Origin of the sequence: Mesorhizobium sp. 131-3-5 (genome assembly GCF_016756575.1) — a bacterium.
GTDB classification, from domain to species: domain Bacteria; phylum Pseudomonadota; class Alphaproteobacteria; order Rhizobiales; family Rhizobiaceae; genus Mesorhizobium; species Mesorhizobium jarvisii.
In genome coordinates this window covers 2,594,049-2,611,220 of the sequence record NZ_AP023254.1, presented here as the reverse complement: position 1 = coordinate 2,611,220, position 17,172 = coordinate 2,594,049, and the positions used below count along the sequence as shown (strand labels likewise).

19 protein-coding genes are annotated in these 17,172 nt (G+C 64.2%); 6 read left to right on the top strand and 13 right to left on the bottom strand.

Annotation, left to right across the window (positions count from 1 at the left end; translation table 11 throughout):
* The first annotated feature begins 63 nt into the window (after positions 1-63).
* Positions 64-480: a MerR family transcriptional regulator gene (locus JG747_RS12695; RefSeq protein WP_069092920.1), complete on the top strand. Its 417-nt coding sequence runs from the start codon at positions 64-66 to the stop codon at positions 478-480.
* A 65-nt stretch (positions 481-545) separates the two neighbouring features.
* Positions 546-1,577: a DmpA family aminopeptidase gene (locus JG747_RS12690; protein ID WP_202361890.1), complete on the top strand. Its 1,032-nt coding sequence runs from the start codon at positions 546-548 to the stop codon at positions 1,575-1,577.
* 22 nt (positions 1,578-1,599) lie between these two features.
* On the opposite strand, the gene JG747_RS12685 is transcribed toward JG747_RS12690, so the two are convergent.
* Together JG747_RS12685 and JG747_RS12680 are read right to left on the bottom strand one after the other, a co-directional pair.
* Positions 1,600-2,157, bottom strand: a complete 558-nt coding sequence (locus tag JG747_RS12685; RefSeq protein ID WP_202361889.1) for a GNAT family N-acetyltransferase — start codon at positions 2,155-2,157, stop codon at positions 1,600-1,602.
* A 46-nt stretch (positions 2,158-2,203) separates the two neighbouring features.
* The gene (locus tag JG747_RS12680; protein WP_202361888.1) at positions 2,204-2,914 is read right to left on the bottom strand and encodes a DNA helicase; all 711 of its coding nucleotides are present in this window, start codon (positions 2,912-2,914) and stop codon (positions 2,204-2,206) included.
* Positions 2,915-3,279: 365 nt separating this feature from the next.
* Between JG747_RS12680 and JG747_RS12675 the strand changes: the two genes are divergently transcribed.
* A complete protein-coding gene (locus JG747_RS12675; RefSeq protein ID WP_019860494.1) occupies positions 3,280-4,278 on the top strand; it encodes a hypothetical protein in 999 nt (332 codons plus the stop codon).
* 40 nt (positions 4,279-4,318) lie between these two features.
* On the opposite strand, the gene JG747_RS12670 is transcribed toward JG747_RS12675, so the two are convergent.
* Positions 4,319-5,110 carry an alpha/beta fold hydrolase gene (locus tag JG747_RS12670; protein ID WP_202361887.1) on the bottom strand — a complete coding sequence of 264 codons (792 nt, stop codon included), beginning with the start codon at positions 5,108-5,110 and terminating at the stop codon, positions 4,319-4,321.
* 101 nt (positions 5,111-5,211) lie between these two features.
* On the opposite strand from JG747_RS12670, the gene JG747_RS12665 reads away from it, so the two are divergent.
* Positions 5,212-6,135: a LysR family transcriptional regulator gene (locus tag JG747_RS12665; RefSeq protein WP_202361886.1), complete on the top strand. Its 924-nt coding sequence runs from the start codon at positions 5,212-5,214 to the stop codon at positions 6,133-6,135.
* Positions 6,136-6,218: 83 nt separating this feature from the next.
* On the opposite strand, the gene JG747_RS12660 is transcribed toward JG747_RS12665, so the two are convergent.
* The 7 genes from JG747_RS12660 to JG747_RS12630 form a co-directional block, all read right to left on the bottom strand.
* Positions 6,219-6,926, bottom strand: a complete 708-nt coding sequence (locus JG747_RS12660) for a GIN domain-containing protein (protein ID WP_202361885.1) — start codon at positions 6,924-6,926, stop codon at positions 6,219-6,221.
* 48 nt (positions 6,927-6,974) lie between these two features.
* Positions 6,975-7,538, bottom strand: coding sequence for a DUF1700 domain-containing protein (locus JG747_RS12655; RefSeq protein ID WP_202361884.1), 564 nt, complete (start codon positions 7,536-7,538; stop codon positions 6,975-6,977).
* Positions 7,535-7,861, bottom strand: coding sequence for a PadR family transcriptional regulator (locus JG747_RS12650; protein ID WP_027047270.1), 327 nt, complete (start codon positions 7,859-7,861; stop codon positions 7,535-7,537). Before JG747_RS12650 ends, JG747_RS12655 begins: the two co-directional genes overlap by 4 nt.
* 177 nt (positions 7,862-8,038) lie before the next feature.
* A complete protein-coding gene (locus JG747_RS12645; protein ID WP_202361883.1) occupies positions 8,039-8,803 on the bottom strand; it encodes an SDR family oxidoreductase in 765 nt (254 codons plus the stop codon).
* A 93-nt stretch (positions 8,804-8,896) separates the two neighbouring features.
* Complete coding sequence (locus tag JG747_RS12640; RefSeq protein ID WP_202361882.1) at positions 8,897-9,445, bottom strand: helix-turn-helix transcriptional regulator; 549 nt, start codon at positions 9,443-9,445, stop codon at positions 8,897-8,899.
* 18 nt (positions 9,446-9,463) lie between these two features.
* Positions 9,464-9,697 (bottom strand): hypothetical protein, encoded by a 234-nt coding sequence (locus tag JG747_RS12635; protein ID WP_202361881.1) that lies wholly within the window; start codon positions 9,695-9,697, stop codon positions 9,464-9,466.
* A gap of 71 nt (positions 9,698-9,768) precedes the next feature.
* Positions 9,769-10,218 carry a GatB/YqeY domain-containing protein gene (locus JG747_RS12630; RefSeq protein ID WP_019860500.1) on the bottom strand — a complete coding sequence of 150 codons (450 nt, stop codon included), beginning with the start codon at positions 10,216-10,218 and terminating at the stop codon, positions 9,769-9,771.
* Positions 10,219-10,489: 271 nt separating this feature from the next.
* On the opposite strand from JG747_RS12630, the gene carA reads away from it, so the two are divergent.
* A complete protein-coding gene (gene carA / locus JG747_RS12625; RefSeq protein ID WP_019860501.1) occupies positions 10,490-11,695 on the top strand; it encodes a glutamine-hydrolyzing carbamoyl-phosphate synthase small subunit in 1,206 nt (401 codons plus the stop codon).
* Positions 11,696-11,697: 2 nt separating this feature from the next.
* Here carA and JG747_RS12620 read toward each other — a convergent pair whose 3' ends face one another.
* The 3 genes from JG747_RS12620 to ypfJ all read right to left on the bottom strand — a co-directional run bounded on the left by JG747_RS12620 (position 11,698) and on the right by ypfJ (position 14,956).
* Positions 11,698-12,618, bottom strand: a complete 921-nt coding sequence (locus JG747_RS12620; RefSeq protein WP_202361880.1) for an aldo/keto reductase — start codon at positions 12,616-12,618, stop codon at positions 11,698-11,700.
* Entirely contained in the window at positions 12,615-13,880 is a 1,266-nt protein-coding gene (locus JG747_RS12615; protein WP_202361879.1) for a TCR/Tet family MFS transporter, read from the bottom strand. The genes JG747_RS12620 and JG747_RS12615 overlap by 4 nt, the downstream gene beginning before the upstream one ends.
* Before the next feature lie 155 nt (positions 13,881-14,035).
* A complete protein-coding gene (gene ypfJ, locus JG747_RS12610) occupies positions 14,036-14,956 on the bottom strand; it encodes a KPN_02809 family neutral zinc metallopeptidase (RefSeq protein WP_069092933.1) in 921 nt (306 codons plus the stop codon).
* A gap of 180 nt (positions 14,957-15,136) precedes the next feature.
* On the opposite strand from ypfJ, the gene JG747_RS12605 reads away from it, so the two are divergent.
* Positions 15,137-17,092, top strand: coding sequence for a hypothetical protein (locus tag JG747_RS12605; protein ID WP_244748377.1), 1,956 nt, complete (start codon positions 15,137-15,139; stop codon positions 17,090-17,092).
* Positions 17,093-17,172 lie beyond the last annotated feature (80 nt).

Genomic DNA, 17,172 nt, shown 5'->3' with positions numbered 1-17,172 from the left:
CTTGAACCCTGATGCCAGGCACTGTAATTGCTCTAGTCACTAGAGCTTCAAGAGGCAAAATGCATGTTTTCGATCGGTGATCTCTCCCGCCGCACCGGGGTCAAGGTGCCGACCATCCGCTATTACGAGCAGATGGGCCTGGTCGCGGCGGCCGAGCGCTCGGAAGGCAACCAGCGCCGCTACTCCCGGCACGAGCTGGAACGGCTGGCCTTCATCCGCCACGCCCGCGACCTCGGCTTCGCCGTCGAAGACATCCGCGCCCTGATCGATCTCAGCGGTCATCCCGAGCAGCCCTGCGGCCATGCCGACAAGATCGCGCAGGAACAGCTGATTTCGGTGCGCGAAAAGATCGCCCAACTGAAGCGGCTGGAAACCGAGCTGGAGCGCATCGCCTCCTGCTGCGACGGCAAGACGGTCGGCGACTGCTACGTCATTCGCGCGCTGTCCGACCATGCGCTGTGTGCGGACGAGCACGTCTGATAGCGAAATCCGGTCCGGCGCGGACCTCGGCTTGGGCGCGTGCGCTCGTGAGACCAGGAGCAGACATGGCGAGCACTGTCAGCGATTTCGGCCTGAGCTGCGGCATCTTGCCGGGGGGCGCGCGCAATGCGATCACCGATGTGCCCGGTATACGCGTCGGCCATTGCACGCTGCGCAACGGCGACACCAACACCGGCGTGACCGCGATCCTGCCGCATGGCGGAAATCTGTTTCGCAAGAAGGTGACGGCGGCAAGCCATGTCATCAACGGCTTCGGCAAGACCATCGGCCTGACGCAAGTGCAGGAGCTTGGCACCATCGAAACGCCTGTTCTCTTGACCAACACGCTCTCGGTCGGCACCTGCGCCACGGCGCTGATCCGCGACGCCATCCGCCAGAACCCGGATATCGGCCGCTCCACCGGAACCGTCAATCCGCTGGTCGGCGAATGCAACGACGGTCCGCTGAACGACATCCAGGCTCTGGCGATATCAGAGGAACACGCCCTCGCCGCGCTGGCGGACGCGCATGAGGGCGAAGTCGAACAAGGCAATGTCGGCGCCGGAACGGGAATGACTTGCTTCGGCTTCAAGGGCGGCATCGGCTCGGCGTCCAGAAGAATCGCGCTCGGCGGCGGCTATCACCTCGGTGTTCTCGTTCTGTCGAATTTCGGCAGATCCGGAGACCTCGTTCTGCCCGATGGGCGCCGGCCGGACCCCGGACAACCGGCCGGGGTCGAGCGCGGTTCGGTCATGATCGTGCTGGCAACCGATGTGCCGCTCGAACACCGCCAGCTTGAAAGAGTGGCGCGCCGCGCCGGAGCCGGCATCGCCAGGCTCGGCTCCTTCTGGGGCCATGGCAGTGGTGACATCGCCATCGCCTTCAGCACTGGCAATCTGGTCGACCACGATGAAAGCCGCGATCTGGTGCCCCTGCTCGCGCTCAATGAGGCGCGCATCGACATCCTTTTTCGCGCGGCGGCGGAAGCCACGCACGAGGCGGTGTTGAACTCCATGCTGTCCGCCGGGGCCTTCACCGGCAGGGCCGGCAAGCATCGCGCATCGCTGGCCGACTGGCTGCGCGATCAGCAACGCTAGCTAATGTCGCCCAGAAGGCGACCTACAGCTCGATCCGGAACCGCAAACTCTCCACCCCGCCATAGGCGGCGTCCTCGAAGAAGCGCTCGACCAGCTTGCCGCCATTGGCCAGGATCACCTTGTGCGACGCCGGATTGCCTGGCTTGGCGGTGATCTCGACATAGGGCAGGCCGACCGACCTCGCCTCGTCCAGCATCTGCCGCAAGGCTTCGGTGGCATAGCCGCGCCGTCGCTTCCACGGCACCACCGCATAGCCGATATGGCCAAGCACATGCGAGGGCAGTTCCGCCGTGCCCTTCTGCCAGCGAAAGCCGATCGAGCCCGATGCCTCGCCATCCCAGATCCAGCGGCGGAAGCCCGGCAGGCGCGGCACTTGCGTGCCGTCGGGCAAGGTGATCGGGCCACCCCTGGCCTCGGCATCGTCGAGGCTGGCCAGAAAGGCGACCGGATCCTGCTCTATCGCCGCCAACTGCTCGCGCGCCGCCTCCTGGAGCCGGACATTATCCGGCGACCAGCCGCGCTCGAGCGCCGCCTTGTAGGACGGCAGATGTTCAAGCGCGGGTTTGACGATCTCGATCATGGTGCATACTCCCTGGCGGCAGGCATAGCCGTGGCCAGCGCTGTGCTCAAGCCGCCTGAAAGCGGATCTCGCCCTTGTTCAGGAAGCAGGTCTTGTCGAACAGCGACAGATCGAGCGGGTTGGGCAACCTGATGTCGCCGATATCGGGAACCGGCTTGGTCTCGGGATTGTAGGATCGGTCGATCTGCGAGATGAAAACCAGGATGACGCCGCTGTCGCGCGCGAAAGCCTTCAGTGTGCACACCTGTTCCATCAGGCCGGGGTTCTCACGTCTTTGGTCGAGCAATTGCAGGTAGTCGATGACCGCCAGCGTGCCGCGTGGCGCCGATCGCAAGATCCTGACGATGTAGTCGGCGCTGATGGCATCGGAAGTGTCGAATTCGAACAACTGGTCGAACCGGGCCGGCTCGACGCCGATGGCGCGAAACCGGTCCAGCACATCGCGTTGCGTATATTCCAGCGTGAAGAACACGCTGCGATGGCCTGACTTCATCGCCTCGACCGCGAGTTCGAGGCTCATCAGCGTTTTGCCGTGGCCGGGTCGCGCGCCGACCAGGACCAGGTCGCCGGGTCTCAGTTGCTCGAACAATCCGCCGGCGGGCGCTGCCTCGGACAGTTTGGCCGCCAACAGGCTCCAGCTGGTAAAACCTTGCTGCGCGGCAACGCGATCAAGCGCCTGGTGGAGCGGAATCCCTGCCTGGCGCGACAACAGCCTGGCCTGACGTTTCAGATGGTAGATGGGCGCGGATAGTTTCATGGCAAACCTCCCGGTGCGAGCCGTTTTCGCAACCCCTCCTTATGCCTTGCGCTCGAACAGTCGGTTCGGTGATGAGAGTGCCCCGCATGAACAGATGCTTCCCATTGGAGGGAGGAGGCGTGGGCCACGCCAGAATCACATCATAGCTCAACCCTTGCGGATCGAAAATCGCGCATGTCGGTGGAGCCGCAAGCCTTGGACCAGCATCCCGGCCTATGGGCGGTGCGCGCCGGCCCCGGTTCTTCGTGCGGACTTGCGGCGCGCTAAACAAGATGTGTTTCGCCGATTGCCGCGAGACATTTTATGATGGATTGCGGATATAACACCGCAGGGATTCGCATGGCCTCGGCAGGAGACTTGAACCGGTGCGGTTGAGATTTTTCCCTCTGGGTGTGGTCGTCACCCTCAGCTTTCTCGTCATCGTCATTGCCCTGACCGCGACGGCCCGGTCCATTGCCGCGCCCTCGGCCATCCCGGCCTGGCTGCAGGCCCATGTCGGCGACAGCGATGGCCAGATCTCGACCGTGGTGCTGGAGCGGGCGCGCGCGCTCTACCTGAAAAAGGTGGCGCAAGGCGCGGTCAGGAATCCCTGTTACTTCGCCATGGATGCGACGCGTCCCGGCGACATGGGCAATGGCGTGCTCGGACGCCGGTACTACGTCATTTGCGAGGCCAGCCAGTCGTTTCACGCCATCTCGTCGGGTCACGGCGGCGGCCGGAATCTGAAAGGCACGGTCGACTTTTCAAACGGCAGGCGGTGCTCCAAGAATTTCGGCAACGCCATGGATTCCGAGCTGACCGCCGGCGGCGCCTACATGACCAGCGAGGCGAAAACATCCTTCAAGGGTTTTTATCGCACCGGTGCGAAACAGGACGTGGCTTTCCAGCGCACCTTCATCCAGTTCGACGGCGAAGGCGAAGCCGCCAATGCCAGGCAGCGGGTGATCGGCGGCCATGCGGCGCAGGTGCTGCGCGGCATGTGCATGCGCAAAAGCCCCGACAGCTCCTACGCCGACCATGACGGCCTGGTGCCGTTCGGCAAGCTGGTGGACTATGCCGGCGGCCGCAGCAATGGCTGCACCAGCTGGTCGCCAACGGATGCGCAGCAGATCATCGCGATGGTCAAGGACAATCCGACGACGCTCTACATCTATCCGGAATCGCGTGACATCGCGGCTGTCGCGCAGGCGGCAAAAAGCCATTCGCCATCGGGCGAAGCACCCTATTGGAACGCATCCTGCCTGAAGGAAATCGGCACGCCGAAATTCTGGCCGCGAAAAACCCTCGAACCGATCATCGCCCAATACAAGCAGGACCACCCGGCACCGCCACCGCAGCCGGTACCGATGTGCAAGGGGCCGTGAGGTCCGCTCCACAGCAGACCCCACGGGAGTAGACTCTCGGTCAGCGCAGAAAACCGAGCACGGCCTCCATGAACTCCGCCGGATACTCCACATTCGACAGGTGGACCGCCGGCAGCACAATCAGCTTCGCGCCGGGCACGGCCGCTGCGATCAGTTCGCTGTGGCTGGCGGCCGTCACCGTGTCATGCTCGCCGGCGATCACCAGCGTCGGCCGGTTGATCAGCGCCACCGTGCGGCGAAGGTCGGCATCGCGAACGGCGGCGAACAGGCCAGCCAGGCCTTGCCGGTCGATAGCGAGCAGCATCGTGCGAAATTCCTCGATGACCGGTTCGTTGGCCGCCACCATCCGCGCGGGGAACCAGTTGTCGAGGAACATTTCGGCGGTTTCAGCCATGTCGGGCGCCTGTCGGACAACGGCAATCCGCTCGTCGAAATAGCTTGCCGGCGCCAGATGCGGCGAGGTGTTGCTCAGGATCAGCCTGTCGATCCGCTCCGGCGCATGGATGCCAAGCCACTGCCCGACGAAGCCGCCGAGCGACAGTCCGAGGAAATGCACCCGCCCAAGACCGAGCGCGTCGAGCAGTTCGATCACGTCGCGGCCAAGCCGGTCGAGCGAATAGGCACCAACCGGGGCGCTTGACCCGCCATGGCCGCGAAAGTCGTAGCGCAGAAGACGGAAATGTTTTGAAAGCTCGCCGGCCTGCCCGTCCCACATGTGCAGCGTGGTGCCGATGGAGTTTGACAGCACCAGCACCGGCTTTGCGGCATCGCCATCGAAGCGATAGGCGATGCGCGTGCCGTCGCCGACAGTCACGAAATTCAGCTCACTCATGATGAAGAGTCCTTCTGGAAGGTTGAATGAGGCGGAACGTAGTCGTGGCGGGCTTTTGTTGATATTACAAAGATGGGACAAACTCTGTAGTTGAATCCGACATGGCCGAATTCACCTTGCACGATTTGCAGTGCTTCGATGCGGTGATCCGCACCGGCGGCTTTCAGCCTGCGGCGGCACTGCTGCATCGCTCGCACCCGGCGGTGTTCGCCGCCGTCGCCAAGCTCGAACGACAGCTCGACCTCGTTCTGCTCGATCGCACCGGCTATCGCGTGCGCCCGACCGAGGCGGGACTGTCGTTCCACCGCCGGGCGCAATCGCTGCTGCGCGAACTGGAAGGCCTGCGCGTCCATGCCGCCCAGCTCTCGATGGGCGAGGAAAGCGAGATCCATGTCGTGATCGGCGACCTCTGCCCGCGGCCGCAGGTGCTGGGCATGCTCGGACGGTTCTTCGCCCAATGCCCGGGCACGCGGCTGCATCTGCATTTCGAAGCCGTCGGCGGCCCTTGGGAGCGGCTTTTCGATGACGAGGCCGATCTGATCCTGCACTGGATCGACAAGGGCGACGCGCGGGTGGAATGGATCGATCTGTGTAAGGTGCCGTTCATTCCGGTGGTGGCGCCGGGCTTCCTGCCCGAGCGCCTCACGCAGCCGATCACACTGGACCAGATGCGGGCGCTCACCCAATGCGTCATGCGCGACACCGCCCGCCATTCGCCACGGCAGGACTACTTCATGGTCGAAGGCGCGCCGCAATGCCTGGTGCCTGACCAGGGCATGAAGAAGGAGATTATCCTGCAGGGCCTTGGCTGGGGCCACTTGCCCCGCTTCCTGATCGAGGACGAATTACACGACGGACGCCTGCGCTCCATTGCCGGCCGCCATATGCCGGGCCGCACCGACGAACTGGTGGTGGCGCGCCGCCGCGACCGGCCGCACGGGCCGGTCGCCAACCGGCTATGGGATCACATCCAGCAGAAAGCGCCGGCCTTGCGCCGCGTATTGGAGCCTCGGAAAATCCCCTAAGAGATGCCGAGCGCTCCCCGGGCCAGGCTGGCTAGCCCTAAAGCCTGTCACGATCCAGCCTTTCGAGGATTGCAGGCCGCCGGCTACGGCACCTGCGTGATGCTGCCGCTGCCTCTGAACTGCGACCGCCGCATGGTCGGGTGCCCATAGAGATCGACGTCACCGCTGCCGGAAATCGAGACATCCGCATCCGCCTGTGCGGTAACCTCCGCGTCGCCGCTGCCGCGGATCTCGACCTGCGCGGATTGGGCGATCAGGTCCTTGAGCCGCCCCGAGCCTGAACCGGAGATCTCAAGATCGACCGCTTGGGTGGTGCCATTGGCAACCACGCTGCCGCTGCCGCGAATGTTCAGCCGCAGCTCGGGCTGGTTGACCTGCGACAGGGTTAGCTCGCCACTGCCGACCAGTCTCCAGTCCGAAATCGCCGGTCCCGAAACGGTGACGTCGAGCCGGGGCGAAAACCAGCCCGTCTCACAATCCAGGCTGAGCTGGCTGCCCTCCATGCGCACATGATCGATCAGCGTGGAATCGCCGCTGACGACAGCTTCGGCCTTGTCGCCCGGCTGGTAGCGGACCGAAGCCGGCAAAGCGATGGTGAAGCTGTCATTGGCGCTGAACGGCAGCGTAACTTCCTTTCTGACGGACGTGATCGCGCCGCAGGTGGATTGGCCGCTGATCCACGATCCTCCCGCGTTGACCCAATCCGGTCCTGCAAGCCCGATGCCAACGGCCAAGAACAGGGCTGCGCCGACCAACCCGGCAGTTGCGACAAGTGCCAGTTTTCCAGTCATGATCCGTTTCCTTCAACGTGATGACGAATTGCAAGCGCTTGGCGGCGCTCAAACGGAGCGGTCTGGCTGGACAATGCGGGAATGCAGCCGGGCGTAGCGCCCGACAACCCGTATGCCCGCGCCCATGCCCAGCAGCAGCAAGGCGCCGCCGCCAAGGAAGCCGCTCACCAGTCCAGCGCCGATGAAGAGGCGTCCCAGTGTGAGCGAGAAGGCAGTGCCCGGCTCGAACATCAGCGTGGTGAGAATGATCTTGATGCCGAGCACGCCGATGGCAACGAGCGTGATACCAGGCCCGAGCGCAAGCACGACCGCCGTGATGAGCAACGGCAACAGGAAGACGATGTCGACGAAGGCAAGGCCGGCCAGGGCGATTGTCGCCGCCAGCATGTTCGACACGCTCCAATGCGCTTCGAAACGGCGCAGGCCGGCCTCGGCGCGCAGCTCGCGGGCGATCCTTGTCGGATCACCCAGGGCCGCCGCGACCTCCGCTTCGCCGCGGCCCGAAGCATCGGCGAAATGGGCGGCATAGTCCCCAACGATATCCTCGATCTCCTGCGGCGGCAGGCCGGCGAGTCCCTGTCTCAGCGTGCGCAAGAAGGCATCCCTGGTCATGGCAAATCCTCGAGAAGTTTGTCGACGGCCCCCGCGAAGGATCGCCAGTCGCGGCGGTGAGCTTCGAAAGCCTGCTGGCCGAGTAGCGTGAGCCGGTAATATTTACGCGGCGGCCCGCTGCTCGACTCGACGATGCGGGTGGCGACCAGCCCGTCATTCTGCATCCGGCGCATCAGGGGATAGATCGTGCCTTCCCCCATGTTCACCGCGGCAACCAGCGTGCTGGCGATTTCATAGCCATAGCTCTCACCCCGCGACAGCACGGCCAGGACGCACAGATCAAGCGCGCCTTTTCGCAACTGGACGAGGATGGAGTCGGTCATGGCAGGCCTCGAATTCGCGACCTGTATATAGCACGCTACCTGTTTATGCAAGGTAGTGTGAGAACACCTATTTGGCCCCGCAACCCTTGTGTGGGGCGGCGAGAGCCAAAGTCATGGCAAGGACAGTCCCTATCGCCGCCGGCGCGGCCGGACAGTACGCATTTCGGCCTGCTGACCCTATCGGGCCAGGTAACCGCCATTGATGAAAAGGGTCTGCGCTGTGATCCATTGCGATTGCGGCAAAGCCAGGAACTCGATCACCGGAACAATGTCTTCGATATGCCCCAGCCGGCCGACGACGCTGGCGGTCGTTGCCCGTGCAACCGACTCCGGCGTTTCGGCACCGTGATAGAAGGGATCGTTGATCGGCCCGGGCGCGACCACATTGACGGTGACGCCCCGCCCGCCGATGTCCCTGGCCAGCGCACGGGTGAAATCTTCGAGCGCGGCCTTCGCCCCGGCATAGACCGAATAGAAGGGAATGGTCGCGCCCAGGATGGTCGTGCCCATGTTGATGATGCGGCCATTATCGGCGATGCAGCGTGCTGCCTCCTGCATGACGAAGAAGGCGGCCTTGGCGTTGATGCCGAAGGAGCGGTCGAATTCGGCCTCGCTGATGTCGGTGAACGGCTTCTTGATCACCAGCCCGGCATTGTTGATGACGATATCGACGCGGCCAAACGCGCCGAGGGTCGCCTCGAACAAGTGCTTGACGACCTTGGTGTCGGTCAGGTCCCCGTCGACGATGATGGTGCGCGTGCCGTGTTCGCGCACCAGCCGTGCCGTTTCCTCGGCATCGCTCTTTGAAGCGGTCCCATGATGATGGACTGAAATGTCTGCACCGAGCCGCGCCAGCGCGACGGCGAAAGCGCGCCCCATATTGCGCGCGCTGCCGGTGATAACAGCCACCTTGCCTGAAAGGGGAGCATTTGTCGTTGCCATGAGCCAACCCCGGTTCGCGTTGCCAGAATGAATTGCAAGGCACGGTAGGGCGATCGGGCGGACGGCGAACAGGTCGAATCTTGCTGTTTTGAACTAGCTCACGACCTCACTGGGCAGGACGCCCAACCGCGAGCGCATCAGCCCTCGGAAATGGCTGAGATTGGTGAAGCCGCAGCGGTAGGCGATGGACTCCACCGTCGACCTGTTCCCTTCCAACAACAGCGCCCGTGCATGCTCGAGCCGTCTGGCCATCACATATTGGTGCGGCGACCATCCCGTCGTCAGCTTGAACGAGCGCGCGAAGTGAAACGGGCTGTAGGCGGCAACGGCGGCGAGCGCTGCTATGCTCAAGCTCGCATCGACATGCGCCTCGATGAATTCCAGCGTGCGGCCGAGCCCGCGGCCGTCCAGCGGCGATCCGCGCCAGCCGTCGGCGCGACCGCCAAACTTCGCGCAGTAGACCCTGTTATAAAGCTGCCGCACAAGGCCATCGCGCACGACATCGGACAAGGCCAGCCGATTTCGTGCAGCGGCGCGAAACCGGTCGAGGATCGCCCATGCATGACGGTCCGCCCAGCCATGCATGTCGGCCAGATCAGCATGGTTGCCGACACCCAATGCCGTCGCGATCTCGCGCCGCAAATCCGGCGACGCGCTGATCTACAGGATTTCCGCGGATCGCTGCGTTCGCAGCCAGTAGATGGGCTCTGCACCCGTCAGCCCGATCGTGCCGCGCGGTATGGTGCGGGCGACGGTCCTGCCGTTGGCCAATTGGACCACGGCCTGGCGCTGGCCGTTGTAGCCTGTCGCTATCGCACCCGGCTCCGAAGCCGGAACGAGTTCATGCGCCTGCGAAGGCGGCAGCCGGCAATGCGCGATGCGCGATGCGCACACCGTCCCAGTTCAGGCGGGCAATGTCGACCTCTTTGAACATGGTTCGACGGCTGGATCGTGTCGGCGACGCCCTACTGCAGCAGCCCTTTGACGATGCCGCTGGCCTTGCCGAAATCCATCTGGCCGGCATATTTCTGTTTCAGCGCGGCGATCACCTTGCCCATGTCCTTCTGGCTGGCGGCACCCGTCGCCGCGATGGCCTCGCGCGCCGCCGCCGTGATCGCTGCGTCGTCAAGCTGCGTCGGCAGGAAGCCGCGGATGATCTCCATCTCGCCACGCTCCTGTGCGGCCAGTTCCGGGCGCTTGCCGTCCTCGAATGCCTTCGCCGATTCCTCGCGCTGCTTCACCATCTTGGCCAGGATCTGCAGAATCTCCTCATCGCTGGCGGGATCCTTGCCCGACCCGCGATTGGCGATGTCGCGGTCGTGGATGGCGGCCTGGATCAGCCGCAATGTCGGCAGCCGGTGCTTGTCCTGCGCCTTCATCGCGCTCTTCAGGGATTCGGCGATCTTTCCGCGCATCGTGCTCTTCTCCTACAAACGGCGCGGACCATAACCTCGCCGGGAGCACAAGGCAAATCTTGAACTGACCGACAAACCACTGATATTGTTCGACGAAATAAATCGATGCGGGGCCTTGGCTGCATTATTGACCGTTCTGGCACCTTCCCCTATGTACTCGGCCTTGCATAAGACAATGAATTGACGTGCTGAGGCTCGAGAAATCGCTGCCACGCCGTTTGCTGCGCGGATGGTCCGTCATCGAAGCGCACAGCCAGATAGGAGTGCCGCCATGGCCGAGATGACGCCCGCCTGGGCCACCGAAAAGCCGACCGCCCTTCTGGTGCTGGCCGACGGCACCGTCATCGAGGGCCGCGGCCTGGGCGCCACCGGCTCCGCCGTCGCCGAAGTCTGCTTCAACACCGCGCTCACCGGCTACCAGGAAATCCTCACCGATCCGTCCTATGCCGGCCAGATCGTCACCTTCACCTTCCCGCATATCGGCAATATCGGCACCAATGGCGAGGACATCGAGGACCTCAATCCGGCCGCCCGCGCCGGCGCAGTCGGGGCCGTGTTCAAGGCCGATGTCACCAACCCGTCCAACTACCGCGCCGCCGGCCACCTCGACCAGTGGCTGAAGAAGCGCGGCATCGTCGCGCTCTCGGGCATCGACACCCGCGCGCTGACCGCGCTGATCCGCGAAAAGGGCATGCCCAATGCCGTCATCGCGCATGCGCCGGACGGCGTGTTCGACCTCGACGATCTGAAGCAACGCGCCGCCGCATGGTCGGGCCTGATCGGGCTCGACCTCGCCAAGGAAGTCACCTCGGGCCAGTCCTCGGTCTGGCGCGAGACGCCTTGGGTGTGGAACGAAGGCTTTGGCGAACAGGCCGAGCCATCGCTGCACGTCGTGGCCATCGACTACGGCGTCAAGCGCAACATATTGCGCCTGCTTGCCGGCCTCGGCGCCAAGGTGACTGTCGTTCCGGCAAACACCGGTTCGGAAGAAATCCTCGCGATGCAGCCGGACGGCATCTTCCTCTCCAACGGCCCCGGCGATCCGGAAGCCACCGGCGACTATGCCGTGCCGGTCATCCAGGATCTGCTGAAGACCGACATTCCGGTGTTCGGCATCTGCCTCGGCCACCAGATGCTGGCGCTGGCGCTCGGCGGCAGGACCGCCAAGATGCACCAGGGCCATCACGGCGCTAACCATCCGGTCAAGGACCACACCACCGGCAAGGTCGAGATCGTCTCGATGAACCACGGTTTTGCCGTCGACGCGGACTCGCTGCCCGAGGGCGTCGAGGAAACCCACGTCTCGCTGTTCGACGGCTCGAACTGCGGCATCGCACTCACCGGCCGTCCGGTGTTCTCGGTCCAGCATCATCCGGAAGCCTCGCCCGGCCCGCAGGACTCGCACTATCTGTTCCGCCGCTTCGTCAACCTGATCCGGCAAAAGCGCGGCGAGGAATTGCTGGCCGAACGGGCCTGATCCTAAGCCACCGGCCGCCCCTCGCTCGCCTCCAATATGGCGAACCATTGCTGGCGGTCGAGATTGATCTCCAGCGCCTTGACCATGGCCGCCAGCCGTTCCGGCTTCATCGACCCCAGCACCGGCACCAGCCGGGCCGGATGCCGCAGCAGCCAGGCGATGGCGACGGCGGCTAGATCGCCGGCGCCGACCTCGGCGGCGACCGCCGCGAGCGCCGCCCGCACCCTTGCCTCCCGGCCTTCCTTGCCGGTGAACAGCGAGCCGCCGCCGAGCGGCGACCAGATCATCGGCGCGTAGGCCAGGCGCTGCGCGTGGTCGAGGCTGCCGTCGGCCAGTGCGGACGTCTTCAGCACCGACATCTCGATCTGGTTGGTGACGAGCGCGAACGGCAGCCGCGAGGCCAGGAGATCGAATTGCGACGGCGTGAAATTGGAAACGCCGACCGCCCTCGCCTTGCCTGCCTTGACCAGCCCGGCCAGTGCCGCCGCCGTCTCGTCGGCGTCCATCAGCGGGTCCGGCCGGTGCAGCAGCAACAGGTCGAGATAGTCGGTGCCGAGATTGGCGAGCGAGCGGTCGACCGATGCGGTTATGTGGGCGGCGCTGGTGTCATAATGCTTCAGCCGGTTCTGCGGCCGGTTGGCCGAGGCCAGCATGATGTCGCATTTCGAGATCAGCTCGATCTGATCGCGCTTGCCCTTCCAGCGCGACAGCCCGGCGCCGAACGCCGCCTCCACTTCGTAGTTCCCATAGATGTCGGCATGGTCGAAACTGGTCAGCCCGAGATCGACGGCGGTGCCAATCAGCCGCGCGACCTGATCGGCATCCGGGCGGACACCGCCGTCGAGCAGGCGCCAGGCGCCGAAGACCAGCCGCGACAGCGATACCCCGTCCCTGGTCAGCGCGATGCGGCCGTCATGGCTCATGCCTGCGCTCCATCTTCCGCGACGACGGTCGTGGCGTTTGTCATCGTCGCCGGCCTCGCCACCTTGGTGACGAAGACGATGAGCGCCAGCACCAGGAAGCACGCACCGACCAGATAGGGCGCGCCGCCGAAAGTCACGGGCGCGCTTGGCCCGGTGAACCAGGAGAAGATCGCCGTGTAGAGCAGCGGCGTGATGATCGAGGTGATCGAGAAGAGCGAGGTCATCGCGCCCTGCAGCTCGCCTTGTGCAGAAGGCGGAACCTTGGCGGCGGCGAGGCTTCTCAGCGGCGGGTCGGCCAGCGCTTCCAGGCAGCCGACGACGATCACCGCATAGATCATCCATCCCTGCGAAGCGAAGGCATAGCCGAAGGCGCTCACCGCCGTGAACGTCAGGCCGATGACCGCCGTCTTCCATTCGCCGAGCCAGGGGATCACACGCGGCAACACGACAGCCATGACGATCGCGCCGCACAGGCCGAAGGCGCCGAGCGAAAAGCCGATCTGCTGCTCGCTCCAGCCGTAGCGGTAGCTGGAGACGAACGACCACACCGCCGGATACATCATGTGCCCGAGCGTCATCAGGAAGAAGACCAGGCCGATCCAGCCGATGCCTTTGTATTGGCGCATCTGCAGCAGCGTGCCGACCGGGTTGGCGCGTTTCCACTCGAAGCGGCGGCGATGCTTTTCATCCAGCGTTTCGGGCAGGAAGACCATCGCGATCAGGAAGTTCACCAAGGCGAGCCCGGCGGCGAAAAAGAACGGCACGCGCGGCCCGAACGTGCCGAGCAGCCCGCCCAGCACCGGGCCGATGACGAAGCCGACGCCAAAGGCGATGCCGAGCAGGCCGAAATTCTTCGCCCGGTTCTCGTCGTTCGAGATGTCGGCGATGAAGGCCGACGTCGTCGAATAGCTGGCGCCCGAAATGCCGGCCAGCACACGGCCGATGAAAAGCATCGGATAGGACCAGGCGACGGCACAGATCAGATTGTCGATGGAGAAGGTCAGCACCGAGGCAAGCAGGATCGGCCGCCGCCCGAACCGGTCGCTCAACCCGCCCATGATTGGCGCGAAGAAGAACTGCATGGCCGCATAGACAAAGAACAGCCAGCCGCCTTCGATCGCCGCGCCGCTGATGCTGACACCGGACAATTCCTGCAAATAGGCCGGCAGCACCGGCATGATGATGCCGAAGCCGATAATATCCAGCAGCAGCGTGGTGAAAACCAGCGCGAGGCCCCGCCTGGCGGTTTTGGGGTCGATCATGATGGGTCAGGCTCCTCTGGTCGCCCGGGGCGCAGGCGGACGAACCTTATAGGCGAGCGCGCAAAAAGGAACAATGCGAGAACAGCCAGGAATCGTTGATCCTGACTCTCCCTGACGACGACTTCGTCGTTAGGCCAGCCCCGTGAGGCGAGTGCTTAGATCGGGCCGCTCAGCGTGTTGCAGTCCGAAAGCTTGCCGCTCTTGTAGCCGCGCGCCAGCCAGGTCTGCCGCTGTTGCGAAGTGCCGTGGTTGAAGCTTTCCGGCACGACATAGCCCTGCGTCCTCTTCTGCAGCGTGTCGTCGCCGATCTGCTTGGCGGCGTTGAGCGCGCTTTCGATGTCGCCCTGCTCCAATATGCCCTTCTGCGCCGTGTAATGTGCCCACACGCCGGCGAAGCAGTCGGCCTGCAGTTCGATGCGCACCGAAAGCTGGTTGGCATCGGCCTCGCTCATGCCTTGCCGCATCTGGTTGAACTTGGACATGATGCCGGTGAGGTTCTGCACGTGGTGACCGACCTCATGCGCGACGACATAGGCCCGCGCGAACTCGCCCGAGGCACCAAATTGCTGGTCGAGTTGCTGGAAGAAGGTCATGTCGAGATAGACCTTGTGGTCGCCCGGACAATAGAACGGCCCGGCCGCCGCAGAGGCAAAGCCGCAAGCCGAGCGAACCTGGCCGGAAAACAGCACCAGCTTGGGGTCCTCATAGGTCAGGCCTTGCGACTTGAAGATACCAGTCCAGGTGTCTTCGGTTTCGGCCAGTACGGTCGCGACGAATTGCTTCATCTCGTCATTGGCGGGTGCCGTGCCGCCGCCCTGGCCGCCGCTATTGTCCGATATCTGGCCACCGCCACCCGGCAGTAGGCCGCCATCGCCACCGCCCAGGATCGCCGAGGGATCGAAGCCGAAATACCATCCCGCGATCACCACCAGGATGACGAGGAGGATGCTGCCGCCGCCACCGGTCCGGCCGCCGATAGGAATTTGGAACCCGCCGCCGCCGCCGATCCCACCACCGCCGCTGTCGCTGCGGTCGTCCTCGATATTGTCACTCTGACGACGGCCTCTCCAGAGCATGGCAACTCCCCGTGATGAACTTCCTCGTTGCTCCGGCAAGGCCGGCTCAACCCAACAAACAATTATCCCAATGGTTGCGCCAAGTCACAGTGTTTTTCGATGCCGGTACCACATGGACATCGCTCTGGCCCCGCGCGCTTAAGGTCTGTAGCATCGTCCACATGGGGGGATGAGCGAGACTTGAGGACGATCGGCCAATTCCTGTCGCTGCTTGCATCGCTGCTTTGCCTTGGCCTCGGGCCGGCCGGCGCCGTGACGCTTGATTCCAGCGTCGCCGTCACCGATCCGGCCACCTTGCAGGCGCTGGAGCGCGGCGGGCTGTCGATCAGCCGCCTGCTCGGCCCCGCGCTCGGCCTCACCCGCGACGTCGACAATCGCGGCCTGTTTTCCGTGCCGGCGCTGGCCACGGTGCGCGACACGGTCAAGCAGGAGATATTGGACGAGCCGAAGACCAGTCCCGACCCCTATGTCGCTGATATGGCGAAGTCGAACGACACCAGCCAGAAATTCAACCCGAAATACATCGACGATGACGGCTCGACGCTGGACCTGACCGGCGTTGTCAACCGCATGGATCGCGGCTATCTCGGCCACACCGAATGCGGCGAGATCAGGCTGATCTACCGCTTCCACTATTCGGTCACCGAAAAGCCGGCCAAGGGCAAGGTGGCGCAGCGCATCTCCTCGCGCCTGCCTCTGACCATGAGCCTGGTCTTCAACGCCAAGCCGAAGCGTGTGCAGGCGCGTGCCTCGAAGGATCTGCCAAGTGCCACCGACGTATCCTGCGCCGACGTCGCCCAACGCTGGCTCGCCGCCGGGCAGAAGGACCTGCCGCCCGAGCAACTGGCCGCCTGGCTGCGCTCCGACGAAGGCCCGCTGTCCGGCGCCATGCTCAATTCCTCGCAGATCATGCGGCTCGAACTCAACATGCAGGTGCTGCGGCTGTCGGCTTCGACACGGCGCGATTTCGGCGGCCATGCCGAATATCTCCTGAAGATCTTCAAATGGGATCCGGCGACCTCGAGCTTTTACGAAGCGAAGATGGAGAACCAGATCGACCGCGCCACGGTGCTGGCCGACGGCAAGTCCTTCGCCAAATGGCTGCTCACCGACCGCAACATCTACGATCTCGACCATGGCCGGCTCGTCATTGACGAAAAATTCCTGGCCAAGAACGCCGTTTCCGTCGCGCCCGGCGGCCTGAGCCGCTCGCAGAACAACATCGCCTATGGGCTGCTCGACGACGCCGACATCGACAAGGCGCTGAAGGACTATGTCGCCAAAGGCAATACCCTGGCCACCATCAAGTCGGTCGCTGGCTTCAATTTGCGGCTGAACGAAATGAGCTGCACCGGCTGCCATCAGACGCATGGCATTGCCGGCTTCCACTACACCGGCGCCGACCCGGCCAGCGAACCGCGCCGCAACGCCGTCTTCGTGCCGGGCTCCGCTGTGTTCTTCGCTGACCTGCCGCGCCGCCGCGCCATCGTCGAACAATTCGCCGCCGGCGGCCATCCCGATTTCACCAGAGGTTTCGCCGCCCGCCCGGACCAGAAATATGCTGAAGCGCTGAACGGCACGGATCTCTACAATGGCTGGGGCTCGATCTGCTATCGCGGTGACGACGCAAGCTTCAAGGACTGGACCTGCGGTGCCGGCCTGCGTTGCGCCGGCGTCCACGAAAGCGCCATCCATCCGGGCTTCGGCACCTGCGTCAGCGAGAAGGGCACCGCGGTCGGCGATCCCGTCGAATTCGGCGAGATCAAAATGTCGTCATGGGGCAACGACAAGTATTGCCGCCTCTCGCCGGCCACCGCCAAGGCCTGCGCCATCGATCCCGCGCGGGACAAGAAACCACTGGTCAAACTCGCCGGCTATGGCGCGGCGCGCCAGCGCTACGACAATCCTGATCAGAAGACCGGCGGCTTTCCCGGCGGCATGCTGCGCAAGGCGAGCTGCGACAAGCTTCCCGAAGAGGCGACCTGCGGCCGTCTCGCCAAGACCGGCTTCAACGACTGCATCGCCTCGGGCAAGGACCACAAATTCTGCACCAGGGAATTCACCAAGACCGCCGGCCTGCGCGCCTGCGACAAGGCGCATCCCTGCCGCGAGGACTATATCTGCACCGCCGGCTGAAAGGGCTCGAACGCCCGGAGCCATAGGAGGGCAACCGGCAGCTGAACAGACAGCTTCCGCCTGCCGCCGACGTCGGCGCG

Coding starts and splice junctions, on each gene's coding strand:
- JG747_RS12695 (WP_069092920.1), top strand. CDS start 64: ATGTTTTCGATCGGTGATCTCTCCCGCCGCACCGGGGTCAAGGTGCCG.
- JG747_RS12690 (WP_202361890.1), top strand. CDS start 546: ATGGCGAGCACTGTCAGCGATTTCGGCCTGAGCTGCGGCATCTTGCCG.
- JG747_RS12685 (WP_202361889.1), bottom strand. CDS start 2,157: ATGATCGAGATCGTCAAACCCGCGCTTGAACATCTGCCGTCCTACAAG.
- JG747_RS12680 (WP_202361888.1), bottom strand. CDS start 2,914: ATGAAACTATCCGCGCCCATCTACCATCTGAAACGTCAGGCCAGGCTG.
- JG747_RS12670 (WP_202361887.1), bottom strand. CDS start 5,110: ATGAGTGAGCTGAATTTCGTGACTGTCGGCGACGGCACGCGCATCGCC.
- JG747_RS12665 (WP_202361886.1), top strand. CDS start 5,212: ATGGCCGAATTCACCTTGCACGATTTGCAGTGCTTCGATGCGGTGATC.
- JG747_RS12660 (WP_202361885.1), bottom strand. CDS start 6,926: ATGACTGGAAAACTGGCACTTGTCGCAACTGCCGGGTTGGTCGGCGCA.
- JG747_RS12655 (WP_202361884.1), bottom strand. CDS start 7,538: ATGACCAGGGATGCCTTCTTGCGCACGCTGAGACAGGGACTCGCCGGC.
- JG747_RS12650 (WP_027047270.1), bottom strand. CDS start 7,861: ATGACCGACTCCATCCTCGTCCAGTTGCGAAAAGGCGCGCTTGATCTG.
- JG747_RS12645 (WP_202361883.1), bottom strand. CDS start 8,803: ATGGCAACGACAAATGCTCCCCTTTCAGGCAAGGTGGCTGTTATCACC.
- JG747_RS12630 (WP_019860500.1), bottom strand. CDS start 10,218: ATGCGCGGAAAGATCGCCGAATCCCTGAAGAGCGCGATGAAGGCGCAG.
- carA (WP_019860501.1), top strand. CDS start 10,490: ATGGCCGAGATGACGCCCGCCTGGGCCACCGAAAAGCCGACCGCCCTT.
- JG747_RS12620 (WP_202361880.1), bottom strand. CDS start 12,618: ATGAGCCATGACGGCCGCATCGCGCTGACCAGGGACGGGGTATCGCTG.
- JG747_RS12615 (WP_202361879.1), bottom strand. CDS start 13,880: ATGATCGACCCCAAAACCGCCAGGCGGGGCCTCGCGCTGGTTTTCACC.
- ypfJ (WP_069092933.1), bottom strand. CDS start 14,956: ATGCTCTGGAGAGGCCGTCGTCAGAGTGACAATATCGAGGACGACCGC.